At 74.4% G+C, this 24,775-nt stretch carries 17 protein-coding genes; 6 read left to right on the forward strand and 11 right to left on the reverse strand.

Features of this window, described 5'->3' with window-relative positions; translation table 11 throughout:
- Positions 1–127: 127 nt before the first annotated feature.
- Positions 128–457 (forward strand): hypothetical protein, encoded by a 330-nt coding sequence (locus MNZ27_RS07940; protein WP_242393504.1) that lies wholly within the window; start codon positions 128–130, stop codon positions 455–457.
- A 16-nt stretch (positions 458–473) separates the two neighbouring features.
- Here the strand turns inward: MNZ27_RS07940 and MNZ27_RS07945 are convergent, their stop codons facing one another.
- The 9 genes from MNZ27_RS07945 to MNZ27_RS07985 form a co-directional block, all read right to left on the reverse strand.
- On the reverse strand, positions 474–5,081 hold the full coding sequence (locus MNZ27_RS07945) for a DEAD/DEAH box helicase (protein WP_242393505.1): 4,608 nt from the start codon (positions 5,079–5,081) through the stop codon (positions 474–476).
- Between the two features lie 100 nt (positions 5,082–5,181).
- Complete coding sequence (locus MNZ27_RS07950) at positions 5,182–5,769, reverse strand: hypothetical protein (RefSeq protein WP_242393506.1); 588 nt, start codon at positions 5,767–5,769, stop codon at positions 5,182–5,184.
- A 369-nt stretch (positions 5,770–6,138) separates the two neighbouring features.
- Positions 6,139–7,479: a dicarboxylate/amino acid:cation symporter gene (locus tag MNZ27_RS07955; protein WP_242393507.1), complete on the reverse strand. Its 1,341-nt coding sequence runs from the start codon at positions 7,477–7,479 to the stop codon at positions 6,139–6,141.
- 346 nt (positions 7,480–7,825) lie between these two features.
- On the reverse strand, positions 7,826–9,235 hold the full coding sequence (locus tag MNZ27_RS07960; RefSeq protein WP_242393508.1) for a sigma-54-dependent transcriptional regulator: 1,410 nt from the start codon (positions 9,233–9,235) through the stop codon (positions 7,826–7,828).
- Entirely contained in the window at positions 9,232–10,914 is a 1,683-nt protein-coding gene (locus MNZ27_RS07965; protein ID WP_242393509.1) for a transporter substrate-binding domain-containing protein, read from the reverse strand. Before MNZ27_RS07965 ends, MNZ27_RS07960 begins: the two co-directional genes overlap by 4 nt.
- A 292-nt stretch (positions 10,915–11,206) precedes the next feature.
- Positions 11,207–11,923 (reverse strand): Bax inhibitor-1/YccA family protein, encoded by a 717-nt coding sequence (locus MNZ27_RS07970; protein WP_242393510.1) that lies wholly within the window; start codon positions 11,921–11,923, stop codon positions 11,207–11,209.
- A gap of 46 nt (positions 11,924–11,969) precedes the next feature.
- Positions 11,970–13,769: a cytochrome c biogenesis protein gene (locus MNZ27_RS07975; protein WP_242393511.1), complete on the reverse strand. Its 1,800-nt coding sequence runs from the start codon at positions 13,767–13,769 to the stop codon at positions 11,970–11,972.
- Positions 13,766–14,968, reverse strand: coding sequence for a cytochrome c biogenesis protein ResB (locus tag MNZ27_RS07980; RefSeq protein WP_242393512.1), 1,203 nt, complete (start codon positions 14,966–14,968; stop codon positions 13,766–13,768). The genes MNZ27_RS07975 and MNZ27_RS07980 overlap by 4 nt, the downstream gene beginning before the upstream one ends.
- A complete protein-coding gene (locus MNZ27_RS07985; protein ID WP_242393513.1) occupies positions 14,952–15,671 on the reverse strand; it encodes a hypothetical protein in 720 nt (239 codons plus the stop codon). The genes MNZ27_RS07980 and MNZ27_RS07985 overlap by 17 nt, the downstream gene beginning before the upstream one ends.
- 427 nt (positions 15,672–16,098) lie before the next feature.
- On the opposite strand from MNZ27_RS07985, the gene MNZ27_RS07990 reads away from it, so the two are divergent.
- Together MNZ27_RS07990 and MNZ27_RS07995 are read left to right on the forward strand one after the other, a co-directional pair.
- On the forward strand, positions 16,099–17,052 hold the full coding sequence (locus MNZ27_RS07990; protein ID WP_242393514.1) for a cation diffusion facilitator family transporter: 954 nt from the start codon (positions 16,099–16,101) through the stop codon (positions 17,050–17,052).
- A 106-nt stretch (positions 17,053–17,158) separates the two neighbouring features.
- On the forward strand, positions 17,159–18,232 hold the full coding sequence (locus MNZ27_RS07995) for a 3-deoxy-7-phosphoheptulonate synthase (protein ID WP_242393515.1): 1,074 nt from the start codon (positions 17,159–17,161) through the stop codon (positions 18,230–18,232).
- A 25-nt stretch (positions 18,233–18,257) separates the two neighbouring features.
- On the opposite strand, the gene MNZ27_RS08000 is transcribed toward MNZ27_RS07995, so the two are convergent.
- Both MNZ27_RS08000 and MNZ27_RS08005 read right to left on the reverse strand, forming a co-directional pair.
- Positions 18,258–19,886, reverse strand: a complete 1,629-nt coding sequence (locus tag MNZ27_RS08000; RefSeq protein WP_242393516.1) for a peptide chain release factor 3 — start codon at positions 19,884–19,886, stop codon at positions 18,258–18,260.
- Between the two features lie 200 nt (positions 19,887–20,086).
- Positions 20,087–20,359 carry a hypothetical protein gene (locus tag MNZ27_RS08005; protein WP_242393517.1) on the reverse strand — a complete coding sequence of 91 codons (273 nt, stop codon included), beginning with the start codon at positions 20,357–20,359 and terminating at the stop codon, positions 20,087–20,089.
- Between the two features lie 344 nt (positions 20,360–20,703).
- Here MNZ27_RS08005 and MNZ27_RS08010 point away from each other — a divergent pair, with 344 nt between their 5' ends.
- The 3 genes from MNZ27_RS08010 to MNZ27_RS08020 all read left to right on the forward strand — a co-directional run bounded on the left by MNZ27_RS08010 (position 20,704) and on the right by MNZ27_RS08020 (position 24,767).
- A complete protein-coding gene (locus MNZ27_RS08010) occupies positions 20,704–21,834 on the forward strand; it encodes a PrsW family glutamic-type intramembrane protease (RefSeq protein WP_242393518.1) in 1,131 nt (376 codons plus the stop codon).
- Positions 21,835–21,874: 40 nt separating this feature from the next.
- Positions 21,875–23,239, forward strand: a complete 1,365-nt coding sequence (locus tag MNZ27_RS08015) for a hypothetical protein (RefSeq protein ID WP_242393519.1) — start codon at positions 21,875–21,877, stop codon at positions 23,237–23,239.
- A 187-nt stretch (positions 23,240–23,426) separates the two neighbouring features.
- On the forward strand, positions 23,427–24,767 hold the full coding sequence (locus MNZ27_RS08020) for an efflux RND transporter periplasmic adaptor subunit (protein WP_242393520.1): 1,341 nt from the start codon (positions 23,427–23,429) through the stop codon (positions 24,765–24,767).
- The last annotated feature ends 8 nt before the right edge of the window (positions 24,768–24,775 follow it).

The following is a 24,775-nucleotide window of genomic DNA, read 5'->3' on the forward strand; positions in this document are numbered from 1 at the left end:
AGGTCGCGATCCGGTGGTCGGCGAGCGTCCTCCTGGAGCTGCCTACGCTGGATCGGACCTCGACGGCCGTCGCTCGAGGCGCACGCCGGAACGATGTCGGCCCCCGGCGCGGGGCCCCGGGGCTCGCATGGAGACGCGCAAGCTCTTGATCGTCGGAGCGGGGGCGATCGCGATGTTCGCCGGCGCTTGCGTCCTCGGGATCTGGATCGCGACCGATCCCGGGCGCGGCGCACCGCGCGGGAGCGACACCCGCGTGGCGCGCGCCGGAGACGTCTCCCTCGACGCGGAGGACGCCTCGCCGCCGACCTCCTTCGCCCCCGCGGCTCCCCTTTCCTCCGACGACACACCCCCGTCTCCGGGCGACGCGGCGCGAGCCCCGGCGCCGGGCGCGCGCCCGGGAGGACACCGCGCTCCGATCCGCGGCGAGCGGAACGGGCGCTCGTCCGAGGACGACTGAACGTGGACTCGAACGATCAGGCCGACCCGGTCGCGAGCGGCGAGGCGCTCCAGCGCGACAGCCGGAGCGCGCGGCCGCTGGCCGTGAAGCCGGCCTGCACGAGGAAGCCCGCGAGCGGGTGCTCCGCCGCGGGGACGCCGTTCACCTCCTCGACGAGGGCGCCCTCCCCCTCCCCCAGTGCGCCGCGGGCGAGCTCGACCAGCGCCCGCGCCGCCGCCCGGCCCGCGCGGGAGCGCTCCGGCTCGGGCTCCGGGAGCCAGGCGAGGAGCTGGCGCAGCCCCTTGCCGAGGTAGATCACCGGATCGCCGTCCACGAGGACGATCCGGGCGCCCGCCGCGCGCGCGGGGCGCTTCCCCTCCGGCGCCCCCGGCAACGGCGGCCACTCGAGCAGCGCACCGTACGGGTTCGCCGGGTCCGCCGCCGCGAGCACGGCGACCTCCGCCGCCTCGGCGGGCTCGCGCGCGCCGCGGAGCAGGTCGAGGGCGGCCCCCTGCGCGAACTGCAGCGCGCCGACGTCGGCGACGAAGTAGCCGCGCCGGATCCGACCCGACTCCTCGAGGTGCCGGAGGACCTCGTACACGGCGCCGAACCCGCCGGGCAGCCCCTCCGCGGCGGCGACGCCGCGGGTCACCACGCCGTAGCGGTGCAGGAGCTGCTGGGCCATCGCGGCGCTCCACTCGGTCGGCGTCGGCCGCGGCCGGCCGTTGGCGTCGCGCCGGGCGGCGACCAGGGACCAGCGCCCGGCGGCCGCCGGCGGCGTCGCGAGCCGGGAGCGCTGGCCACCGCCCGCGCCGGCGACGCCGTGCCGCTCCAGGCGGCGGCGATGCTCCCGCCGCGGCGCCGGGGCGAGGTGGGCCCGCAGCGCCTGGAACGTGTCGTTCGTGACGAGCCCCCTCCACACCAGGTTCCAGAGCGCGTCCACGGTGGCCTGGGCGTACCCGCCCCCCGCCGCCTCGTGCAGCTCCGCGAAGAAGGAGGCGCCGCGCCGGGCGAGGTGGTCGAGGATCCGCCGCTCGCGCTCGCCCTCCGGCGCCTCCCGCACCGGGCGCTCCGGCGGGACGAGCCGCGGAAGCCCGTCGGGCAGGTACAGCGCGATCCGGCCGTCGCGATCGCCCAGCCGCTCGAGGCCGACCCAGAGCACCTCGCCCGATGCGGCGAGCGCGTCGAGATCGCCGGGCAGGTAGCCCTCGACCCGCGCGGGCAGCACCTCGCGCTCGAGGATCGAGGCGGGGACGGGGGCGCCCTGGAGCTTCTCCACCGCGTCGAGCACCGCGTCCAGGCCGCGCCCCCGCCGGACGGCGCCGTGCCAGGCGAGGAGCGCGCGGGCGAGCACCCGCGGCTCGACCGGCTCGATCTCGTCGCGCAGCCGCGCGAGCGACCGACGCCGCAGGCTCCGGAGCACCTCCTGGTCGCAGAACTCGCGCTCGCTCCCCCGCGGCCGGAAGGCGCCCTCGAGGAGGCGGCCGGCGTTCACCAGCCGGTCGAGCGCGCCCTCCGCGACGGCGCGGTCCAGCCCGAAGCGCGCGGCGAGCTCCTCGAGCGTGAACGGTCCGTGACGGCGGGCGTGGCGCAGGACGAGCCCGTCCAGCGGCTCCGGCACCGGGCCGAGGAGCTCCGCGGGGAGGCCGGGCGGCAGCGGCGCCCCGAGGGCGTCGCGGTAGCGCGCCGCGTCCTCCACCGCGACCAGCCGCTCCTCGCCCGCGACGCGGAGGGGCACGGCCCGGCCCTCGGCGACCAGCCGGTCGGCGCTGGCGGCGACCTCCGGGGTCGCGCTCCGGCTGGCGATGTCCGCCCGCGAGAGATCGCCGAGGCGCAGCAGCAGGTCGGCGACCCCGTCCGCGCTCCGGGCCCGCAGCTCGGGCGGCAGGTGCTGGAGCCGGGCCTCGAGCTCGGCGAGGGCGTCGGCGTCGAGGAGCGCCCGCAGCTCGGCCTCGCCGAGCAGCTCCCGGAGCTGGCCCGGGTCGATGGCGAGGGCCTGCGCCCGGCGCTCGGCGAGCGGCGCGTCGCCGTCGTAGATGAAGTTCGCGACGAAGCCGAACAGGATCGAGGCGGCGAAGGGCGAGGAGGCGCGCGTGTCGGCGGTGACGACCCGGATCCGCCCCGCCTGGACGTCCCGGAGGAGCTCGACGACGGCGGGGAGGTCGAACTCGTCCCGGAGGCACTCGCGGTAGGCCTCGAGCAGGACGGGGAAGTCGCCGAAGCGGGACGCGACCGCGAGCAGGTCGGCGGCGCGCTTCCGCTGCTGCCACAGCGGGGAGCGGTGCCCGGGGCGGCGGCGCGGCAGGAGCAGGGCGCGGGCGGCGGCCTCGCGGAAGCGGGCGGCGAAGAGCGCGGTCGCGCCGAGCTGGCCGACCACGAGGTCCTGGAGCGCGTCCGGATCCGGGAGGAGCAGCGCGGGATCGGGCGGCGCGTCCGCGTCCGGGAAGCGGATCGCGAAGCCGTCGTTCGTCCAGAGCGTCTCGACCTGCACGCCGAGCCGCGCCTGGACGCGCGCCACCGCCGCCATGCACCAGGGCACCAGCACCGGCGTCCCGAACGGCGCGAGGAGGCAGACGCGCCAGTCGCCCTGCTCGTCCCGGCTCCGCTCGACGACGATCGTCCGGTCGTCCGGGACGGCCCCGGTCGCCGCCGCCTGGTCGGCGAGGTAGCGGAGCAGGTTCTCGGCGGCCCGGTCGTCGAGGCCGTGGGCCGACCGGAGCCGCGCCGTCGCGGCCGAGCGCGGGACCGCGCGGAGCTCGCGGACCAGGGCGCCGATCCGCCGCCCCAGCTCGAGCGGGCGGCCCGCCGCGTCGCCGTGCCAGAACGGCATCTTCCCGGGCTCGCCGGGCGCGGGCGAGACGAGCACGCGATCGTGGGTGATCTCCTCGACGCGCCAGGTGGACGCGCCGAGCATGAAGGTCTCCCCGACGGCGGTCTCGAAGACCATCTCCTCGTCCAGCTCGCCGACCCGCGCCTGGCCGGGCTTGCCGCCGGCGAGGAAGACGCCGTAGAGGCCGCGATCCGGGATCGTCCCGCCGTTCACCACCGCGACGCGGCGCGCCCCCTCGCGAGCGCGGAGCACGCCGCGCACCCGGTCCCAGGTGATGCGCGGCCGGAGATCGGCCAGCTCCTCCGACGGGTAGCGGCCGGAGAGCAGGTCGAGGACCCCCTCGTAGATCGTCCGGGGCAGCTCCGCGAACGGCGCCGCCCGGCGGACCGCCGCGTACAGGCCGTCCACGGTGAGGTCGTCCAGGGAGACCATCGCCACGATCTGCTGGGCGAGGACGTCGAGCGGGTTCCTGGGGTAGCGCGTCGCCTCGACCGCCCCCTCGCGCATCGCGTCGACGACGGCGGCGCAGGCGACCAGGTCCCCGCGGTGCTTCGGGAAGACGATCCCCTCGCTCGTCCCCCCCACCCGGTGGCTCGCGCGGCCGATGCGCTGCACCCCGCTCGCGACCGACGGCGGCGCCTCGACCTGGATCACGAGATCCACCGCGCCCATGTCGATGCCCAGCTCGAGCGAGGAGGTCGCGACGATGGCGCGGAGGCGGCCGGCCTTGAGATCGTCCTCCACCGCCAGCCGCTGCGGACGCGCGATCGACCCGTGGTGCGCCTGCGCGAGGACCTCGCCGGCGAGGTCGTTCAGGGCCGTCGCCAGCCGCTCCGCGACCCGCCGGCTGTTCACGAACAGGATCGTCGAGCGGTGCGCCTTCACCAGCTCGACCAGGCGCGGGTGGATCGCGGTCCAGATCGAGGCGCGGGCGGGGTGCGCGGCCGGAGCGCCCTGCTCGAGCGGCTCCAGCGGCTCGCCGAGCCGGGCCATGTCCTCCACCGGTACCTCGACGCGCACCTCGAGCGGCCGGCGTGCGCCCGCGTCCACCACCGTGACGGGGCGCCACTCCGGCGCCGCCTCGGGATCGCGGACCTCCCCGAGGGCTCGCTCCTCCCGCCGCGCGGCGCGCCGGCCCGGCGCCGCCGAGCGGACCGCCCCTCCGAGGAAACGGGCCACCTCGTCGAGCGGGCGCTGCGTGGCGGACAGACCGATCCGCTGGAGCGGCCGCCCGGCGAGCGCCTCGAGCCGCTCGAGGGAGAGGGCGAGGTGCGCGCCGCGCTTGGTCGGGACGAGGGCGTGGATCTCGTCCACGATCACGGTCTCCACCGAGCGGAGCGTGTCGCGCGCGTTCGAGGTGAGGACGAGGTAGAGCGACTCCGGGGTGGTGATGAGGATGTCGGCCGGCTCGCGGCTGAAGCGGGCCCGCTCCCGCGCCGGCGTGTCGCCGCTCCGCACCGCGACGGCCGGGACGCGGTGGCGGTCGCCGCGCCGCGCGGCGACGCGCGCGATGCCGGCGAGGGGGGCGCGGAGGTTCCGCTCCACGTCCACCGCGAGCGCCTTGAGCGGCGAGACGTAGACGACCCGGAGCCGCTCGCGCCTGGGAGGCTCCGGCGAGAACATCAGCCGGTCGAGCGCGGACAGGAACGCGGCGAGGGTCTTGCCGCTCCCGGTCGGCGCCAGGAGGAGCGTGCTCTCGCCGCGGTGGATCGGCGGCCAGCCGAGCGCCTGGGCCGGCGTCGGCGCGGCGAAGGTGCCGGTGAACCACGCCGCGACGGCGGGGTGAAACGGCAGTTCCGGGGTGCGCGCGCTCACCCACCCGTTCTAACGCGGGGCGCCGACGGGCGCGGGCCGCGCGCCATCGCGCGAGGCGGGGCGACGCGGACAACGCGCGTCGAGGCCTCGGCTCGGCGAGCTATCGCGGCGCCGCGGGCCGTTCCACCGCGAGGGTCAGGCCCCCCACCCGCGCCACGAATCGGACCTCGACGGAGGCGCCGTCGAGCCCTGCGCGGAGCACGCCGCCCTCGAGGTCCACCTGCGCGCCGCTCGGCCCCGGGCGCTCGGGAGCAGCCCGCGCGATCGCGGCCGACGGGTGCCGGACGGTGGCGGACCGGGCCGCGGTCCGAGCTGGCGCTGGGATCGGGGTCGGGGTCGAAGCACCGTCACCGTCACCGTGCCCGTGACCGTCCCCCGTGCCCGGCTCCCGCATCCCGTGGCCCGTGGCCCGTGGCCCGGCATGAGGCGGCCAGACCGAGGTCGCGGCCGGGACCGGGACCGGACCCGCGATCGGGGCCGGGGTCGCAGTCGTGGTCCGCGTCGTCGCCAGCGCGGGCGAGACGCGCGTCGCGCCCCGCGTGGCCTTGCGCGGGAGCAGCCCCCGCTGGGCGCGGGCCCTGTTGTAGGCGGCCCACTCCGCCGCGCTCCGCCCGGAGGGAGCGGCCGGCACCGGCGAGGCCCTCGCGGCGAGGGCGACGGACAGCAGGGCGGCGATGGACAGGGTCACGTTCGTGCAGGAACCGGCCCGGCGACGTTGCGTTCGCCCACGGCCAAGCGCCACGCCCCTCTCGGCGGGACACGCCCGGCATGCCCGTTCGCCCCGATGGCGCCACCCCGCTCGCGTCGCGCGCCACGAGTGCACGACGCCGGCGCCGGGTCGTGGGCTCACGACGACCGGGCAGCGCAGGCCGATGCGTCACCTCCGACGAGGACGATCGCTTTCGCGGCGCCTCGGGAGAAGTCACCGCAAGGGCGCCGCCCCGGGCGAACGGCGCCCCGCGTCGCGAGCGCTCGGGCAAAAAAACGCCGGCCCGGCTGGAAGCCGGGCCGGCGCGAGGCAGACCGAGGGGGGGATTCGGCCCGCCTGCTTCCTTCGCTATTTGCCGGCGCTGAGCGCCGCGTCGTACGCCGGGACGTGGAGCGGCTCCGGCATGGGCGACGCCTCGTCCGCGAGGTCGTCCGCCGGCAGGTCTCCGGAGAGCACCCTGCGGGCGCGCTCGACGTCCATTTCCTTCTCCCAGCGCGAAACCGCCACCGAGGCGACGCCATTCCCGATGAGGTTCGTGATGGCGCGGGCCTCGGACATGAACCGGTCCACCCCGAGGAGCAGCGCGAGGCCGGCGACCGGGATGTTCCCGACCACGGAGAGCGTCGCGGCCAGGGTGATGAACCCGCCGCCGGTGACGGCCGCCGCCCCCTTCGAGGTCACGAGCAGGACGGCCAGGATCTCGAGCTCCTGGGCGAGCGTGAGCGGCGTGCCGGTCGCCTGCGCGACGAACAGGGTGGCGAGCGTCAGGTAGATGGAGGTGCCGTCGAGGTTGAACGAGTAGCCCATCGGCACCACGAGGCCGACCACCGGCTTCGAGCAACCGAGCCGCTCCATCTTCCGCATCATGAGGGGCAGCGCGGACTCGGACGAGCTCGTCCCGAGCACGACGAAGATCTCCTCCTTGATGTAGCGGAGGAACCGGAAGATGGAGAGGCCGCAGTACCGGAGCACGAGGCCGAGCACCACGAGCACGAACAGCGCGCTCGTCGCGTAGAAGCAGGCCATCAGCTTGCCGAGGCTGAGGAGCGTCGCGATGCCGTACTTCCCGACCGTGAAGGCCATCGCGCCGAACGCGCCGAGGGGCGCGAGCTTCATCACGTAGCCCACGATCTTGAAGAGGACGGAGGCGAGGCCGTCCACGAACTCCGCCACGGGCTTGCCGACGGGGCCGATGCTCGCGAGGGCGATCCCGAAGAGCACCGAGAACAGGAGCACCTGGAGGATGTCGCCCTTCGCGAACGCGTCGGCGACGTCCTTCGGGATCACGTTCATCAGGAACTCGACCGTCGTGTGCTGGTGGGCGCCCGTCGCGTAGACCGCGACCGCCTTCGCGTCGAGGGTGGCCGGGTTCACGTTCATCCCGGCGCCGGGCCGCGCGGTCCGCGCCACCACGAGGCCGATGAACAGCGCGACCGAGGTGAGGACCTCGAAGTAGAAGAGCCCCTTGAGGCCCACCCGGCCGACCTTCTTCAGATCGCCCATCTTCGCGATGCCCGTGACCACCGTGGCGAACACGATGGGCGCGATGAGCATCTTCACGAGCTTGATGAAGCCGTCTCCGAGCGGCTTCATCGCGGCGCCGGCGGAGGGATAGAGGTGTCCGAGGACGGCACCGAAGACCACCGCGACGAGCACCTGCAGGTAGAGGCTGCGAGCGAATCGCTTCACGTCGGCTCCTGTTCCTGTTCCCGGGAAAGGCCCGGTGAGTTGCCGTCCTTCGTCGACGGGTCGAGTCGACGAAACCTGGCGAAACTTCGGGCCTTCTTCCTGAGCACGTGGAGTGCCGGGGGACCGGGCAGGCGCAAGATCCAAAAACTCGCGTGACGACGGGGGCGAACGGCGCGTCGCCGGCGGCAGGTCCGCGCGAACGGGTATTCCGACAGGAATGGATCAGGCGCACATCTGCGCCAGAACGCCACATTCCGAGGGCAAGGGAGGCGTCATGCCGGAAGGCATGACCATGCCGATTGGAATGCGGGTTGATCGCCTGCAGGCCTCATGCACGAGGCCTCTTTCATCGCCGATACGACTTCAGCCGCTTCGAGAGGGCCGACTGCGAGGTGCCGATGAGCCGCGCGGCGAGGGTCTGGTTTCCGCCGGCCCGCGCCATCGCCTCGCGGACGAGGAGCTCCATCGCCTCGTCCAGGGTGGGCAGCCGCTCGGCGCCGCCGAACGGGTTCTGGTCCGCGGCGGGATCGCCGGGGGGCGGCTCGCCGGCCCGGCCGATCCCGGCGAGGAACGCGTCCATCGAGAGGACCCGGTCCTTGTGCAGCGAGACCGCGTCGAACACCATCGCCCGGAGCTCGCGGACGTTCCCGGGGAAGTCGTGGGTCTGGAGGAGCTGCGCGAGCTGCCTGGGCGGCGTGGGCTTCTTCTTGCCGAGCGAGCGCGCCGCCTCGTCGAGGAAGTGGTCGAGGAGGAGCGGGATGTCCTCCTTCCGCTCGCGGAGCGGGGGCACGCGCACGCGGTGGGTGCGGAGCCGGTAGTAGAGGTCGCGCCGGAAGGTACCCGCCTGCTCCTTCGCGGCGAGGTCCTGGTGCGTCGCCGCGATGACGCGCGCCTTCACCTTGCGGGGCCGGTCCGCGCCGAGCGGGAAGAACTCGCCCTCCTGCAGGAACCGGAGCAGCTTCACCTGCGAGGGGACGGAGAGGTCGCCGATCTCGTCCAGGAACAGCGTCCCGTTCTCGGCCTCCTCCACCATGCCGCGCCGCGGGTGATCGGCCCCGGTGAAGGCGCCGCGCACGTGGCCGAACAGCGCGTCGGCGAACACCGCGTCGTCGAGGCCGGCGACGTTCACCGCGACGAGCTTGCCGCTGCACCCGGAGAGCCGGTGCGCGGCCCGCGCGACGAGCTCCTTCCCCACCCCGCTCTCGCCGGTGACGAGGAGCGGCTGCGGGCTCCGCGCCACCGCCTCGACGTAGGCGAACAGCGTCCGCATCGTCGGGTCCTGCGTGACGATCCCCTCGAACGCCTCGGGGTGGTGCAGCTCGCCCGAGAGGAGCCGGGTGGCGACCTCGACGTTCTCGCGCTGCAGCTCCTGGAGCCGGAGCGCGCGGAGGACGCCCGCGATGAGGCGGTCCTCCTCCTCGGTCTTCACGTGGTAGTCGAACGCGCCGAGCCGCATGCAGCGGACGGCCGTCTCGACCTGGTTCATCCCCGACACCACGATGACCGAGACGTCCGGGTGCTCGGCGTTGATGCGCGGCAACAGATCCTCGCCGGAGAGGTGCGGCATGGTGAGGTCGAGGAGCACCACCGCGATGTCGTCGCCGGAGAGGATCTCCATGACCCGCCGCGGGTCCTGGCAGGTGACCACGTGGCGGAGCCCGGCCGAGCGCTCGAGGGCGAGGCTCATCGAGCGGAGCCAGGCCGGCTCGTCGTCCACCAGCAGGATGCCGTACGCCGGCGCGCCCGCGGCGCTCATCGGCCCCCTCCCGCCCCCGCGTCCTCGACCGCCGGGAGCGCCAGCGTCGCCACGGTGCCGGCCCCCACCTCGGAGGCGAACTCGAGGGTCCCGCCGTGCTCCTTCACGATCCCGGCGGACACGGACAGCCCGAGCCCGGTCCCGCCCGCGGTGCGCTTCGTGGTGAAGAACGGCTCCTCGATCCGCGCGAGCTGATCGGGCGGGATCCCGACGCCCTCGTCCCGCACCTCGAGGATCACCCGGCGGCCCGCCGCGTCGTGCCGCGTCGAGAGCCGGATCGACCTGCTCGCGTCCGGCAGCGCCTCGCAGGCGTTGACGAGGAGGTTCACCACCACCTGCTCGATCCGCTGCGAGTTGCCGCGCACCGGCGGCAGGCCCTCCTCGAGGGAGAGCTCGAACGACCACGTCGCCTTCCGGAGCGCGTTCCCCACGAGCCGCAGCGCGGTCCGCGCCACCTCGTTCAGGTCGAGCGGCTCGAGCGCGGGGTGATCCTCGCGCCGGGCGAAGTCCTTCAGGTCCTCCACGATGCGCTTGATGCGCCGCCCGCCGGCGTGCATCTCCTCGAGGAGCGGCGGGAGCTCCTTGCGGACGCGCGCGTACGGCAGCCCGCCGAGCGTGAGCCCCTCGGCGCCGCGGGCGTCGAGGGCCGCGAGCGCGTCGCCGAACACCTCCTCGAGCAGCGGCATGTTGAGGAGGACGAGGGCGTTCGGGTTGTTGATCTCGTGGGCGACGCCGGCGACGAGGACCCCGAGGGCGGCGAGCTTGTCCGCCTGCACGAGCTGCTGCTGGTGCTGGCGCAGCTCCTCCACGGCGCGCCGGCGCTCCGCCACCTCGCGGGCGAGCGAGGCGGTGCGCACCTCGACCTGCCGCTTCAAGGACCGCGACCAGAGCACCGTGGCGGCGAGGATCGCGAGGAGCGGCCCGAGCACGAGCGCGGCCCAGCGCGCGACGGTCGCGAACGAGACGGCCCGCGGCTCGAGGACGCCGAGCCACCGCTGGTGGATCTCGTCGTAGCGGCCGGTCTTCTTGAGGATGGCGAGCCCCTCGTCCAGGCGCGCGAGCAGCTCGCCGTCCCCCTTCCGCACCGCGAACCCATACCGCTCGACGGCGACGTCCCGCGCCACGGGGACCACGTTGGTGAGCTGCAGCTCGCGGGTGATCCAGATGCCCGGGAGGAGGGCCACCGCCACGTAGTCGTGCCGCCCCGAGGCGAGGAGCCGGAGCGCGTCGGCGGGCGTGCCGGTGCGGACGATGTTGCGCGCGAGGCCGCGCCGCGTGAGCGTCTCGTCGAGGATCCCGCCCCCGAAGACGATGACGTCCTTGCCGCGCAGGTCGTCGAGCGACGAGACCGGCGGCGTCCCCTCCCGCGCGAAGATCGCGTGGTGGACGATCGCGTGCGGCGAGGAGAAGTCCAGCACCTGGGCCCGCTCCTCGGAGAACGAGATCCCCTCGAGCACGTCCACGGTGCCCGCCTCCAGGCCGGCCCGGATCTCCGACCAGGGGCCGAACCGGAACTCCACCTCGAGCCCCATCACCTCGCCGATGGCCCGCATCAGCTCGACGTTGTAGCCGGCGGGCTTCCCGTCGCGGTCGAGGAACTCGTAGGGCGGGTACGCGCGATCGGCGCCCACCACGATCCGGCTGCGGGTGGCGGCCTGGACCGGCGCGCTCCCGGGCAACGCCGGGGCGCATGGCGCGCACGGCGCGCTGGCCGCGGGGGGCGCGGCCGGGGACCTGTCCGATCCGCCGGCCGGTGTGGCCGCCCCAGGCGTCGCCGCGAGCGCTGCCCGCGGCGCGAAGGCCGCCAGGAGCGCGAGCGCCCCCGCCGCCGCCAGCGTGGCGGCCAGGGCGCGATACGGCGGGTGCTCACTCGTTCGACGAAGTGCTCTCACGAAAGACGAACGAGGCCGCGCGCGTCCCCGGTCGACGCGCGGCCCGGGAAGCGATCGCTCCCCTGCTCTCCGGACGTCATCAGTCGCGCCGGCCGCCGAGCAGCCGCAGCAGCGAGAGGAACAGGTTCACGAAGTCGAGGTAGAGCGCGAGCGCCCCGTTCACCGCCAGGGCGCCGGTGCTGCCGCCCGCGGCGGCCAGGGCGCGGAGCTTCTGCGTGTCGTACGCGGTGAGCCCGGTGAAGACCACCACCGACGCGCAGGAGACGACGAACGACAGCATCGAGGAGTGGAGGAAGAGGTTCACCAGGCTCGCGATGACGACGCCGATGAGCCCCATGAACAGGAAGCTGCTCCAGGACGACAGGTCGCGGCGGGTGACGGTCCCGTAGGCGCTCATCGCGCCGAACGTCCCGGCGGTCGCGCCGAACGCCACGGCGACGGAGGTCCCGGTGTAGAGGAGCAGCACCGCCGAGAGCGTCACGCCGTTCAGGGCCGAGTAGAGGAGGAAGAGCCCGCCGGCGACCGCGCCGGAGAGCCGGGTCACCGCCGCGGAGAGGGCGACCACGAGGCCGAGCTCGGCGATCAGGAGTCCGAAGAAGACCACGCGGCTGCCGAACACGAGCTGGATCGCCTCGCGGGAGCTCGCCACGGCGAGGGCGACGACCGCCGTCACGGCGAGGCCGAAGGTCATCCAGCGGTAGACGGCGGCCATGAAGCTGCGCTCGACGTCGGACGCGCCGCGGACCACGACGGTGCGCGCGGCGGGGCGGTACGAAGGAGCAGGGTCGAAGGGCATGATCTCCGTCATATAGCACCGGCGCCGCGGCGACGCGCGACCTGCGTCACTTTCCCGCGGCCGGCGCGGAGGAGGGCTTCGCGGCGCGCGAGAACGCCCCCGCCTCCCAGAACCGGGGCGGCAGCACGGTGAACACCATGATCGCGAGCTGGGACGCGATGAACGCGGAGAGCGCCCAGAACGCCTTGTCCATGAAGCCGTAGGAGTGGAGCCCGACCCCGAGCATGTTCACGCCGAACCAGGACAGGCTGGTGATGACGTTGCCGAGGATCGCCATCGCCATGATGCCGCGCTCGCGGACGTAGCCGCCCCAGCGGGCGTGCAGGATGATCGCGTTCCAGAGCACGATGAGCAGCGCCCCGTTCTCCTTCGGATCCCACCCCCAGAAGCGCCCCCAGGACTGGTCGGCCCAGATCCCGCCGAGCACGGTCCCGAGGAAGCTGAAGAAGAGCGCGAAGCAGACGACCCCGTAGGTCATCCCCATGATCGCCTTCGAGGTCGCCGGATCGCCGCCGCCCCGGAGGAGGTGCCGCCGGACGGTCCAGGCGATGGCGAGGGCGCCGGCGAGGAACGTGCCGGAGTAGCCGATGGTGATGGTGACGACGTGCGTGCCGAGCCAGAAGTTCGAGTCGAGGACGGCGCGCATCATCTCCATCGTGTCGCCGTCGCCGGTGAGGTGGTGGGCGACGATGAGCGACGCGAAGCCGGCCGCGGCGGCCACGGCGGTGCCGAAGCCCTTGCGGTAGATCCGCTCGAGGACCGCGCCGAGGAGGACGGCGCCCCAGCCGACGAACACCGCCGACGAGTAGAGGTTCGTGACCGGCGGCCGCCCCTGGAGGACGACGCGCGAGGCGAGGCCCGCGGTGTGGATCACCGCGCCGGCGACGAGCAGGCCGTACGCGGCCGGCCGCAGCCACTCCGGCCTCCACAGCCAGGAGACGAACACCGCGAGCAGCGCGAGCACGTACACGACCATGCCCACGTAGAAGGGCTGGGCGCGGTTGAAGACGAGCTCGTGCCCGCTCTGCGCGACCAGCCCCGGCTGCGCCGCCCCGGCCGCGGCGAGCGCCTCCGCCGCGGCGCGGTCGAAGCTGGCCGGATCGCCGGCCCGGTACGCGAGCGACATGCGCGCCCACGCGACGAGCTGCGGGCTCGACCGGCCGCGCGCGGCGGCGTCGAGCGCCTCCCCGGCGCTCTGCCAGGCGTCGTTCGTGCTCGCCGCCGAGGAGACGAAGGGGCGGAAGTACGCGGCCTCCGAGAGCGCCGCGCGGCGCGTCGCCGCCTCTGGGGTCCCGAGCGACGCGAGCTCCCACGCGAGGCCCGGCGTCTGCGCGAGCTGCACCGTGTTCTCGAGCCGCAGGTACAGGAAGACGCGATCGTACAGGTTCGCGACGGCGTTCTGGAACGGCGTCCGCTGCTTGGGATCGACCTGCTGCGCCTGCTCGCCCTGCCGCTGGATCTCCTCGACGAACGGGCGCAGCGTCTTGAACGCGTAGTAGCGATCCCCCGTCTGCTGGAGGTGCATGAGGCCCAGCACCTGGGGGTCGTTGATGACGAACGCCTTCTGCTCGTCCGCGACCTCGGGGCGGAACAGCACGTCGAGCAGCCACTCGTCGGCGCCGATCGTCCGCCCCTCGTGCCGGAAGGACTGCTGGCTCCGGATCATGAGGAGCGCGTTGCGCGCCACGGTGTCCACCGGCTTCACGCGGCCGCCCTCCAGCACCGGCAGGTGCCCGAAGGCGTCCACGTCGAAGCCGCGGACCTTCCCCTGCGGCACGAGCATCACCGCCGCGCCGGCGAGGGCGCAGAGCGCGGCGCCCCAGAACGCGAGCCGGGTCTTGTTCATGTCGAGGCCTCCACCGCGGCCGGGGCGGCGGCGGCCGCGCGGGTCGCCGCCTGCCGGCGCATCGAGCGCCGCAGGGTGATCGCGAAGTGGACGAGGAGCCCGAGCGTGACGAGCACGCAGGAGACGTACGGCAGCAGCCAGCCGGGGTTCTGCACCACCTGCAGGATCGAGAGCGTGTCGTTGTTCCCGAAGCTCGCCTGGTAGAACGCCTTGCCCTCGTAGCGGAGCGGCTGGTTCATGTAGATGAGGACGTCGCGCTCCTCGCCCTTGGACGGGTTCGAGAGGTGGACGAGGCTCGAGAAGTTCTTCGGGATGTTCGTCCCCGGGTACACGTCGTGGCGGAACTTCTTCAGCGTCACGGTGTACGGCAGGTAGATCCGGCGCGGCCGCACGACGAGCTGGTAGGTGCGCCCCTCGTGCGTGAAGCCCTGCGGCGCCCCGAGCAGGGACGACACGAGCCAGGTCCCGTAGCTCCGGCCGCCGGCGATCGGCTCGACGAGCGCGGTCGGCGCGTTCGTCTCCTCGTCGCGTGACACCGGCGGGAGCTCGCGCACGGCGACGCTCGTGCCCACGCCGGCGGTCGCGGCCGCGGGCGGGTCGGAGGCCTGCCGCATGGAGAGCGCGGCGTTGGGGTAGTACCCGTGGATCCGGAGCGTCACCGGCGTGCCGGGGATCGGGATCTCCCCCGCGCGCGCGAGCAGCGACTCCGGGACGCCGTACACGTCGTCGGACGCGGGGTCGGTGGTGTCCACCACGACGAGCTCGGACTGGCGCGGGCTCTCGACGAAGTTGGCCGACGCCCCCTCCTGGATCGCCATCCGCGTCTCGACCTGGTACAGGCCGGTGACGAACTCTCCCGCGACGAGCAGGATCAGGCCGGCGTGCACGATCCACAGGCCGGCCTTCCGCCAGGCGAGCTCGAGGCGGCGGAGCTGCGCGGCGAAGAGGTTCACCGCGAGCACCGCGCCGACGAGCGCGCCGCCCGGGAAGATGGGGAACGACCAGGGCGAGCCCGGCACGTCCCACCAGACCACCCAGCGGTGCATGTACGCGTCCACGGCCCCGAACGTCCCCAGGCGCACCTGCGCGAGCGTGCAGGCGACGACCAGGACCATCAACGCGGCCATGCAGGCGATGGTCAGCTTCAGGGACGTGAGCGCGTCCCACAGCGTGCTGCGGAGCTCACTTGGCTTCGGCATCGGGGCGCAGGCTCTCGAGGAGGGTCATGAACGCGGGGCGCGCGGCCGAGACGGCCTCGGCGTCTCCGGACAGCTTGACGAACCACGTGCTGCCGGCGTTCGCGGCGAGGCCCGCCACCACGCGGCTCTTCCGCCGGCCTTCGGAGGTGAAGTCGTAGACCGCGACGGGGCCCACCCCCGCCTTCACGGTCCGGCGCGCGGCCGGGAGCTCGGCCTCGGCGAGCGGCGGCAGGCCGATCTGGTTCCGCCAGCGGTTCACGTTCGCGAGCTCGCCGCCGGCCGGTCCGGGCAGCACGATCACCGAGACCTCGACCTTCCCCGGCACGCCGGGCCTGAGCGTGGCGTAGCGCATGGGCCCGCCCTCCTTCGCCTCGCTCCAGCCCTTCGGGAGCGACCAGCGCAGGCCGCCGCCCGCGGGGGGCGGCGGCGGCGCGACCTCCGCGCCGTCCATCGCGCCGCCCGCCGGCGCGGCCGTGGGGCCGCTCCCCATCGGGCCCGCGCCCGCGCCGGGCACCCCGGCCGCGAGCCCGGCCGGCGCTCCGGACTTCGGCACGCGGAAGTGGCTCACCTCGTCACGCCGACAGGCCGCGGCCGCGACCAGCGCGGCGGCGGCGAACAGCGCGCCCGCGAGTCGGCCCCGGCGGCCCCGGCCGGCGGTCCTGGCCGACGAGCCGGAGCGCTGCGAAGGTCCTGCACCGTTCATCCGTCGTCCTCTCGACCCTGCCGGTCCGGGCCGGCGCCCGTTCCTCGTGCGCAAGCTGCGCACGGGGGGACCGGAGGCGCCGTTCCCGACTTGCGTCAGATCAACGCCCGGCCCCGGCGAACGCATCCATTCCCGGTCCGAGCGGCGAGTACACTAGCGCCTGCCTTGATCGCGATCAAACCCGAGCGCGCTGCGGCAATGTGACGCGCACGCTCGACCGTTCGTAGTCCCTGAAGTTTCGCGGGCGTACGTGTGACCGGTCCGGAAGGGGTGAGCCCCGGGTGATCGCTGGGAGATCGCCCGCGCGGGGGCGCCCGGTCGCGTGGACCGAGACCCCGCGCCGAGCGCCGATCGGCGCTGCTCCGCGGTGAACGCGCGGTGTGAAGTCGCTTGCGCCGCCCGGTCGGAGGAGGCAAGAGGAGCCGGAATGTCCTCTTCTTCCCGGCCCGTCCCCCTCGCCCGGTTCGCGTGGCTCTCCATCGCGGCGGCGGTGACGACCATCGGCATGAAGACGGTGGCGTACCTGCTCACCGGCTCGGTCGGCCTCCTCTCGGACGCCCTCGAGTCGATCGTGAACCTGGTCGCCGCGGTGCTGACCCTGCTCATGCTCAACGTCGCGGCGCGGCCGGAGGACGAGGAGCACGCGTACGGCTACGGGAAGGCGGAGTACTTCGCGAGCGGGGCGGAGGGGGCGCTGATCCTCCTCGCGGCGGTCGCCATCGGGTGGACCTCCGCCGGCCGCCTCCTCGCCCCGCGCCCCATCGAGCAGGCCGGGCTCGGCCTCGTCGTGTCCACCGGCGCCTCGCTCGTGAACCTGGCCGTCGCCCGGGTCCTCCTCGCCGCCGGCCGGCGCCACCGCTCGATCGCGCTCGAGGCGGACGCCCACCACCTCCTCACCGACGTCTGGACGAGCGTCGCGGTGCTGGTCGGCATCGGCGCGGTGGCGCTCAGCGGGTGGCAGCGGCTCGACCCGATCATCGCCCTCCTCGTCGCGGCGAACATCGTCTGGACCGGCGTCCGGATCCTGCGCCGCTCGGCCGTCGGCCTGCTCGATCGCGCGCTCCCGGCGCCCGAGCAGGAGGCGCTCCGGTCGGTGCTCGCGCGGCGCGGCGCGCCGGTGCAGTTCCACGCGCTCCGGACGCGGCAGGCGGGCCCGCGGCGGTTCGTCGAGCTGCACGTCCTGGTGCCGGGCGACTGGAGCGTCACCCGCGGCCACGCGCTGCTCGAGGAGATCGAGCAGGAGATCCGCGACGTGGTCCCGCAGTGCAAGGTGACCACCCACCTCGAGCCGCTCGAGGATCCGACCTCGTGGCAGGACGTCGGCCTCGACCGCGCCGCGCCGGCGGATCCCGCGGCCCCGCACACCGGCGCGGCGCGCTGACGCCGCGCGTGGCGGGGCGGCGCGCCCTCCCCGCGCCCGGGGTGCGCGTCCGACCCGGGATCGGGTATCCTCGTCCTTCTCCCCACTCCACGCGGGATCGACACGGATGCACCGGACCGAGAACCTGAACGTCGTCGCCTTCGACCTGATGCCCTCGCCGGAGGAGCTCAAGGCGCGGGCCCCCCTCTCCGACGCGGCGGCGCGGACCGTGGTGCAGAGCCGCCGGACCCTCGAGGCGATCCTCGACGGCCGCGACCCGCGGCTCTTCGTCGTGGTGGGCCCGTGCTCGATGCACGATCCGGTCGCGGGGCTCGACTACGCGCGGCGCCTGCGCGCCCTCTCGGACGAGGTGAAGGACACCCTCCACCTCGTCATGCGCGTGTACTTCGAGAAGCCGCGCACGTCCCTCGGCTGGAAGGGCTTCATCAACGACCCGCGGATGGACGACTCCTTCCGGATCGACGAGGGCATGCTCGAGGCCCGGCGCTTCCTCCTCGCCGTGAACGAGCTCGGGGTCCCCGCCGGGACCGAGGCGCTCGACCCGATCGGCCCCCACTTCTACGGCGACCTCGTCGCGTGGACCGCGATCGGCGCCCGCACGTCCGAGTCCCAGACCCACCGCGAGATGGCGTCCGGGCTCTCCACGCCGGTCGGCTTCAAGAACGGCACCGACGGCGACGTGGACGCGGCGGTGAACGCGATCCTCTCCGCGCGCGGGGCGCACGCGTTCCTCGGCATCAACGACCACGGGAACAACGCGATCATCCGGACCCGCGGCAACCCCTACGGCCACGTCGTGCTCCGCGGCGGCGGCGGCCGGCCCAACTACGACACGGTCTCCATCTCGCTCGCGGAGCAGGCGCTCCTCAAGGCGAAGCTCCCGCTCAACATCGTGGTGGACTGCTCGCACGGGAACTCCTGGAAGAAGCCCGAGCTCCAGCCGCTCGTCATGCGCGACGTGGTGCACCAGATCCGCGAGGGGAACCGCTCCGTCGTCGGGCTGATGGTGGAGAGCTTCATCGGCGCCGGGAACCAGCCGCTCCTGCCGCCGGACCGCTCGCAGCTCAAGTACGGCGTCTCCGTCACCGACGCCTGCGTGTCGTGGGAGACGACCGCGGAGATGATCCGCGAGGCGCGCGAGGTCCTGAAGGACGTGCTGCCGGGGCGGAAGCGGGGGTAGGGAGGAAGGCCTCGGAGGCCTCTCCTCACGCCGCCCTGACGACGACCCCGCTCGCGGTCTCGCCGAAGACGAACTCCGGGTGCAGCCGCTCGGCGGTCTGGAGCGCCCACGCGCGGTCGAAGAGCACCACCGGCCGGCCGCGGACGTCGAGCACCACCATCCCCTCGACCGCGTCCGAGAGCGCCTCGAGATCGAGCGGCGCGCCGTCGGCCCGGGACGGCCACCGGGCGAGCTGCCACGGCACCGGCTCGAGGCGGACCTGGGCGCCGTACTCGGACTCGAGGCGGTACTTCACCACCTCGAACTGGAGCTGCCCGAGCGCGCCGAGGACGAGGTCGCCCGCCCGGCCGGCGGGCGGCTGGTAGAGCTGGATCGTCCCCTCCTGCGCGAGCTGCTCGATCCCGCGGGCGAACTGCTTGCGCTTCATCGGATCGACCATCACGAGGCGCGCGAAGTGCTCCGGCGCGAAGCTCGGGATGGGCTCGAACGAGAAGCGCGATCCGCCGGTCAGGGTGTCCCCGATCTCGAAGAGATCGGGATCGTGCACGCCGACCACGTCCCCGGGGAAGCCCTCGTCTACCACGGTGCGATCGCGCGCCATGAACTGGGACGGGTTCGCGAGCCGGATCTCCTTGCCGCTCCGGACGTGCGTGACCTTCATCCCGCGGGTCATCTTGCCCGAGCAGATCCGGACGAACGCCACCCGGTCGCGGTGCGCCCGGTCCATGTTCGCCTGGATCTTGAAGACGAAGCCGCTGAACTCGTCGCGCGAGGGCTCGACGGGCCCCTGGTCCGTCGCGCGCGGCCGCGGCGCCGGCATCAGCTCGCAGAACGACTCGAGGAACGCCTCGAGGCCGAAGTTGTTGATGGCGCTGCCGAAGAAGAGCGGCGAGAGCGCGCCCTGGAGGAACCGCTCCTGGTCGAAGCCGTCGCCGGCGAGCTCGAGCAGCTCGGCGTCCTGCCGGAGCCGGTCGTAGCCGTCGTCGTCCAGCTCGGCCCGGACGAGCGGGTCGTCGATCCCGGTCACCTCGACGGGCGGGCGCTCGGCGCCGAGGGTCGCCGACGACGCGGCGTGGTCGGCGTCGAACAGGTAGACGCGGCGAGCGACCCGGTGCCACACGCCGCGGAAGACGCCGCCCCGGAAGATGGGCCAGGTGATCGGGTAGACGCCGATGCCGAGGACGCTCTCGACCTCGCCGATGAGGTCGAACGGGTCGCGCCCCGCCCGGTCCATCTTGTTCACGAAGCTGAAGATCGGGATCGCCCGCTGCTTGCACACGCGGAAGAGCTTGCGCGTCTGGGCCTCGACGCCCTTCGCCCGGTCGAGGAGCATCACCGCGCCGTCCACGGCGTGCAGCGTCCGGTAGGTGTCCTCGCTGAAGTCGGCGTGGCCGGGCGTGTCGAGCAGGTTGAGCTGGAAGCCGTGGTAGGGGAACTGGAGGACCGAGGTGGTGATGGAGATGCCGCGCTCGCGCTCCATCTCCATCCAGTCGGACACCGCGCTCGCCCGGCCGCGCTTCGCCTTCACCGCGCCGGCGAGCTGGATCACGCCGCCGTACAGGAGGAGCTTCTCGGTGAGGGTGGTCTTGCCCGCGTCGGGGTGCGAGATGATCGCGAACGTGCGCCGGCGGGCGATCTCGTGCTGGCTCGTCATGGGAGGACGGGGGGTCTTAACACGCCTGGGCCGGAAGGTGACAGCGTGCCCGGCCTCGGGGCCGCGCCCCGTCCCCTCGTGCCCGTTCCCCGAGCCCCGGCGCCGGCGTCCGAGCCGCCCCCATCTACGGGCTGCCGGCGCACGGCCGCCCGTGGATCGGTATGCGTCGCGGGTGGTCCCAGCGCAGCGCGGCTTCCGGATCAGCGCCGGCGCTCCGCCTCGCTCCCCGCGTCGCCCTCCGGCTCCGCGCGTTCCGCCGGCGCCTTCCCCTGCTCCGCCGCCGGACGGGCGGCGCGGCGGGCGCCGGGCACCGGCACACGCCTCGCGTCCGGCTCGCCTCCGCGGTCGGCGCGGCTCGCGTGCTCCTGCCCGCCGGTGTCTTCGGCCTCCGACTCCTCGAACTCCGCGCGGGACTGCTTGTTCAGCGCCCTGAGCAGATCCCGCGGATCGTTCGCATCGCGGCTCTCGCCCATGGTCCGCCTCCTTCGGCTTTCACCCTGGGGACGCCTCCGGTGCGCGGCAGCGGCGGGAGGCGAACGGGGAGAGGAGGCGCCATCCTGGCCGGACGCCTATCGCCTCCCTCTCATCCGGTTCGGGGACGCCCACCAAGTGACCCGTGGCTTGGAGCGGCGAGCGCCCGCCGCGCCGCCTCGGCCCCTCGATCCCCGTCGTTCCATCAGGAGGTCGGCGCGGCACCGTTTCACCAATGGCTCAAGCTCGCGCCGCGGTCACGGCGCCGGGGCGGCGGCGCGCACCCCGTCGGTCACCGGAAGACCGGCGCGCGCCCGGCCGGCGGGCGCCTTAACATCGGCAGTCGATGCGCTACTACTACGCGGCCGGCGGCGCGCTGCGCGGGCCGAGCACCCTCGAACGGCTGGCGGGGCTCCTCGCGCAGGGGCTCCTGCCCGGCACCACCGCGGTCTGGGGCGAGGACGGCACCGGCCCCACGCCGCTCGGCGAGCTCGTCGCCGCTCCGCTCCCTCCGCCGCTGCCGCCGCCCGGCCCCGCCGAGGCGGCGCCGCTCCCTGCCGCCGCGCCGGGGCGCCCCGGCGCGCCCCCGCGGCGGGAGCCGGAGCGCACGGTGGGCGCGCTCCTCGCGGAGTACTTCTCCCCGCGCGAGATGCTGCCCCTCCTGGCCTCGCCGCGGTTCTGGGTGCTCTACGCCCTGGCGGCGACGCCCATCGTGATCCTCGCCCTGGGCGCCGACGACCCGACGAGCTGGCTGTTCTTCTACTTCTCGCTGGTCTGGGCGGTCCTGTTCCACCGGCTGGTCCAGCCGGAGCGGCGCACCGGGATCCTCGCCGTCCTCGTGTACCTCGCCTCGATCGTGTTCACCATCCCGGCGCTCCTCGCCTACCTCTCCACGCCGCCGTTCGTGACCGACGCGCTCGTCGCCTCGCGCAGCGCGCTCGCGCGGCTCGTCGGGTTCGTGCTGGGCGTGGGCGTCCGCGAGGAGGTCTTCAAGATCCTGCCGCTCCTCGCGCTGGCGCGGTGGCGCGGCGCGCTCGGGGCGCGGCTCACGCTGCGCCAGGGGGTCTTCCTCGGCGCCCTCGCCGGCCTCGGCTTCGCGGCGACCGAGAACCTGGCCTACCTCGCCCAGTTCGAGGCGCACGACCGGCTCGCGTACCGGCTGGGCGTGTTCAGCCAGGAGAGCCTCGAGGGGACGCTGACACGCCTGCTGCTCACGCCGTTCATGCACGGCGCGTGGGCCGGGATCTCCGGCTACTTCGTCGCGTGGGCGGAGTGGCACCCGCGGCGGCGCTGGACCTTCCGGCTGGCGGGCCTCGCCGGGGTGGCCGCGCTCCACGGCCTGTACGACTTCTTCGCCGACGCACCCGCCCTCGCGCTGGTGGTGATCGCGTTCACGCTCCACGTCCTCGTCCGGTGCATGGCGCGCGCCGCGAACGAGGCGAGCGGGGTCGAGCACCTCGAGCACCAGCTCGGCTGATCATGAGCCGCCGCGGATTTTCCCGCGCGCGACCGGCGGATTGCGTATCCTCCGCGCGGCCGCCGTGATCATCCCGCTCCTCCTCGCCTTCACCCTCGCCGCGTTCGCCCTGGCGATCGCCCTCGCGCGCCGGCTCGGGCCCGGCGAGCGCGCGGTGCTGGTCCTCGCCGCGGCCCTCCTCGCCGCCTCCGCGATCCTCTCCCCGTTCGCCGCGATCCACGACGCCTGGGCGCATTACATGCACCTGCGCGACGTGCCGAAGGACCTGCGCGCGATCCTCTTCCCCTGGGATCGCCCCGGCTTCGTCCTGCTCGCGGCGGGGCCCGCCGCGTTCGGCTACCGGGCCGCCCGCCTCGCGGCGATCGTCCCGGCGCTGGTCGCGCTCGCGGCGACGATGCTCGCGGCCCGCCGGCTCGGGCTCGTCCGGCCGTGGGCGGCCGGCCTCCTCGTGCTCGCGCAGTACGACTTCTTCGGCCAGGGCGCCTCGACCATGACCGAGCTGCCCTTCGCGGCGGCGCTCGCGGTGGCGGTGCTCGGCTGGACCGAGGACCTGCCCTGGCTGGTCGCGGCGGGGCTCGGCTGGATGGGCATCACCCGCCCCGAGGGGCCCGCCTTCGTCGCCGCCGGGGCGGCGGCGATCCTCTGGCGTTGGCGGGATCTCCGGCCGGCCGGGGCGGCGTTCGCGCCGTACGCCCTCTACTGGCTCGTCGGCCTCCTCGCCTACGGCGACCCGAGCTGGATGGTGAACGAGAGCCCGTACCAACACCTGGTCTCCGTACGGCTCGAGTGGGATCAGGTCTTCCACAGCTACTTCTTCACGGCGCTGAAGCTCTCGCAGCCGCCGGTGCTCCTGGCCCTCGAGGCGGTCGGCGCCGTGCTCGCGCTCGCCGGCCCGGCGCGGCGGCTCCGGTTCCTCCTCCCGCCGGTCGCGATCCTGTTCCTGATCCTCTCGTTCCTGCGCATCGGCCTCAACGACCGGTGGCGGGAGAGCCGGTACCTCGTCGAGATCGCGCCCGCCCTCGGGCTCCTCGCCGCCGCCGGCCTCGAGGCGGCCCTCGCCCGCCTGCCGCGCGTCGCGCCGCCGCTCCTCCTCGGCCTCGCCGCCTACGGGGCGGCGGGGATCCTCGTCTGGTACTGGGTCCTCGTCGGGGTGCGCGCGCCGCACTTCGAGCCCGCGGTCCACGGCGCCCTGCTCGCGATCGCGGCCCTGCTCTGGCTGGGCGGGCGCTGGATCCCGCCGGCGCTCGCGCTGGGGGTCCTGCTCGCGATCCCGCTCGCGGCCACCCCGCCCGGCGCGCTGAGCCGCCATCGTCCGGACATCCGGCCGGCCCTCCCGGACGGCTCGCCCGACCTGCGCCCCGCGGCGCCCCCCCGGCCGCCCGGCATCGGCCCCGGGGCCGGATGACGGGGGCGAGCGACGGCCGCGCCGCGGCATGCCGCGGCGGCCGGACGAGTTGAGAGAAGGCTCCCTGTAAAAAATGGGGCGCGGAGGCCGCCGGTCGCCTACCCTCCCGGTTCCGTAACATTCGCTCACGTTCCCCGCAGGCGCCTGCAACGCCCGGCCGGTACTTCGGGGACCGGAGACACACCTCGTGACCAGACGCCGATTCGCCTTCCTCGCCCTCGCCGTGAGCCTCGCCGTCGCCGCGGCGCTCGCCTGGCGCGGCACCCGCAAGCCCGCGGGGCTGAGCTACGACACCATCCCGGCGGATCGCGGGCCCCTCTCCGCGAAGGTGACGGCGAGCGGGACGCTCTCCGCCCTGGTCACCGTCCAGGTGGGGAGCCAGGTCTCCGGCCGCCTGTCCGAGGTGCTGGTGGACTACAACGCGCCCGTCAAGAAGGGGCAGCTCATCGCCCGGATCGACCCGCAGCTCTTCCAGGCGGCCGTCGAGCAGGCGCGGGCGAACCTCGTCGCGGCGCGCGGGAACCTCGAGAAGGCGAAGGCGCAGGCGGTGGACGCGGATCGGGTGGCGAAGCGGACCGCCACCCTCGCCGAGCAGAAGCTCGTCGCCATCGCCGACCGGGACACGGCCGACGCGAACGCCCAGGCGGCCCGCGCCTCGGTGGCCGCGGCGGAGGGGTCGGTCCAGCAGAACGCCGCGGCCCTCCACCAGGCCGAGGTGAACCTCGCCTACACCCGGATCGTCTCGCCGACCAGCGGGACGGTGATCTCGCGGAGCGTGGACGTCGGCCAGACCGTCGCCGCGTCCCTCCAGGCCCCCACGCTCTTCGTCATCGCCGAGGACCTCTCCCGGATGCAGGTGGACACCAACGTCGCCGAGGCCGACGTCGGGAAGCTCCAGGGCGGCATGTCCGCGACGTTCACGGTGGACGCCTTCCCCGGCGAGCGCTTCGAGGGCGTGGTCCGCCAGATCCGCTACGCCGCCCAGACCGTGCAGAACGTGGTGACCTACGACGCCGTGATCGACGTCCGGAACCCCGAGCTGAAGCTCCGGCCCGGCATGACCGCCAACGTGACGTTCGTGTACGCGGAGCGCGACGACGCGCTGCGGGTGCCGAACGCGGCGCTCCGCTTCCGGCCGCCGACCGAGGTGCTCGCCGCGCTGCAGCGCGAGAGTAGCGCGCGGGGCGGGCACGCGGACCCGGCCTCCCCGGGCCAGGAGCCGAAGGCGGACGCGGCGCCGCCGCGCGCGCCCGGCGCCGGAGCGGGGAAGGGCGGCGCGAGCGGCAAGCCGAACGGCAACGGCAAGGCTGCGGGCGGCCGGGACGTGCCGGGGCGGAAGACGCTCTGGGTGCTCCGCGCGGGGAAGCCGGTCGAGGTGCGCGTGAAGACCGGCGTCACGGACGGCACCCTCACCGAGGTGCTCGAGGGCGATCTCCAACCCGGAGACGCCTGCGTGGTGGACGCCGGCGCCGGCGCGGGGTCGTCGCAGGGCGGCAACGGCCGTCCGCACGGCCCGAGGCTGCTCTAGGAGCCCCG

The sequence above is a fragment of the Anaeromyxobacter oryzisoli genome, from assembly GCF_022690765.1.
In the GTDB taxonomy this organism is placed as follows: domain Bacteria; phylum Myxococcota; class Myxococcia; order Myxococcales; family Anaeromyxobacteraceae; genus Anaeromyxobacter; species Anaeromyxobacter oryzisoli.

What these genes read in the sequence shown, in the direction of transcription:
- MNZ27_RS07980 (WP_242393512.1), bottom strand. Translation starts at nt 14,968, where the DNA reads ATGCCGAAGCCAAGTGAGCTCCGCAGCACGCTGTGGGACGCGCTCACG.
- MNZ27_RS07975 (WP_242393511.1), bottom strand. Translation starts at nt 13,769, where the DNA reads ATGAACAAGACCCGGCTCGCGTTCTGGGGCGCCGCGCTCTGCGCCCTC.
- MNZ27_RS08005 (WP_242393517.1), bottom strand. Translation starts at nt 20,359, where the DNA reads ATGGGCGAGAGCCGCGATGCGAACGATCCGCGGGATCTGCTCAGGGCG.
- MNZ27_RS08010 (WP_242393518.1), top strand. Translation starts at nt 20,704, where the DNA reads ATGCGCTACTACTACGCGGCCGGCGGCGCGCTGCGCGGGCCGAGCACC.
- MNZ27_RS08000 (WP_242393516.1), bottom strand. Translation starts at nt 19,886, where the DNA reads ATGACGAGCCAGCACGAGATCGCCCGCCGGCGCACGTTCGCGATCATC.
- MNZ27_RS07995 (WP_242393515.1), top strand. Translation starts at nt 17,159, where the DNA reads ATGCACCGGACCGAGAACCTGAACGTCGTCGCCTTCGACCTGATGCCC.
- MNZ27_RS07990 (WP_242393514.1), top strand. Translation starts at nt 16,099, where the DNA reads ATGTCCTCTTCTTCCCGGCCCGTCCCCCTCGCCCGGTTCGCGTGGCTC.
- MNZ27_RS07940 (WP_242393504.1), top strand. Translation starts at nt 128, where the DNA reads ATGGAGACGCGCAAGCTCTTGATCGTCGGAGCGGGGGCGATCGCGATG.
- MNZ27_RS07960 (WP_242393508.1), bottom strand. Translation starts at nt 9,235, where the DNA reads ATGAGCGCCGCGGGCGCGCCGGCGTACGGCATCCTGCTGGTGGACGAC.
- MNZ27_RS07970 (WP_242393510.1), bottom strand. Translation starts at nt 11,923, where the DNA reads ATGCCCTTCGACCCTGCTCCTTCGTACCGCCCCGCCGCGCGCACCGTC.
- MNZ27_RS07985 (WP_242393513.1), bottom strand. Translation starts at nt 15,671, where the DNA reads ATGAACGGTGCAGGACCTTCGCAGCGCTCCGGCTCGTCGGCCAGGACC.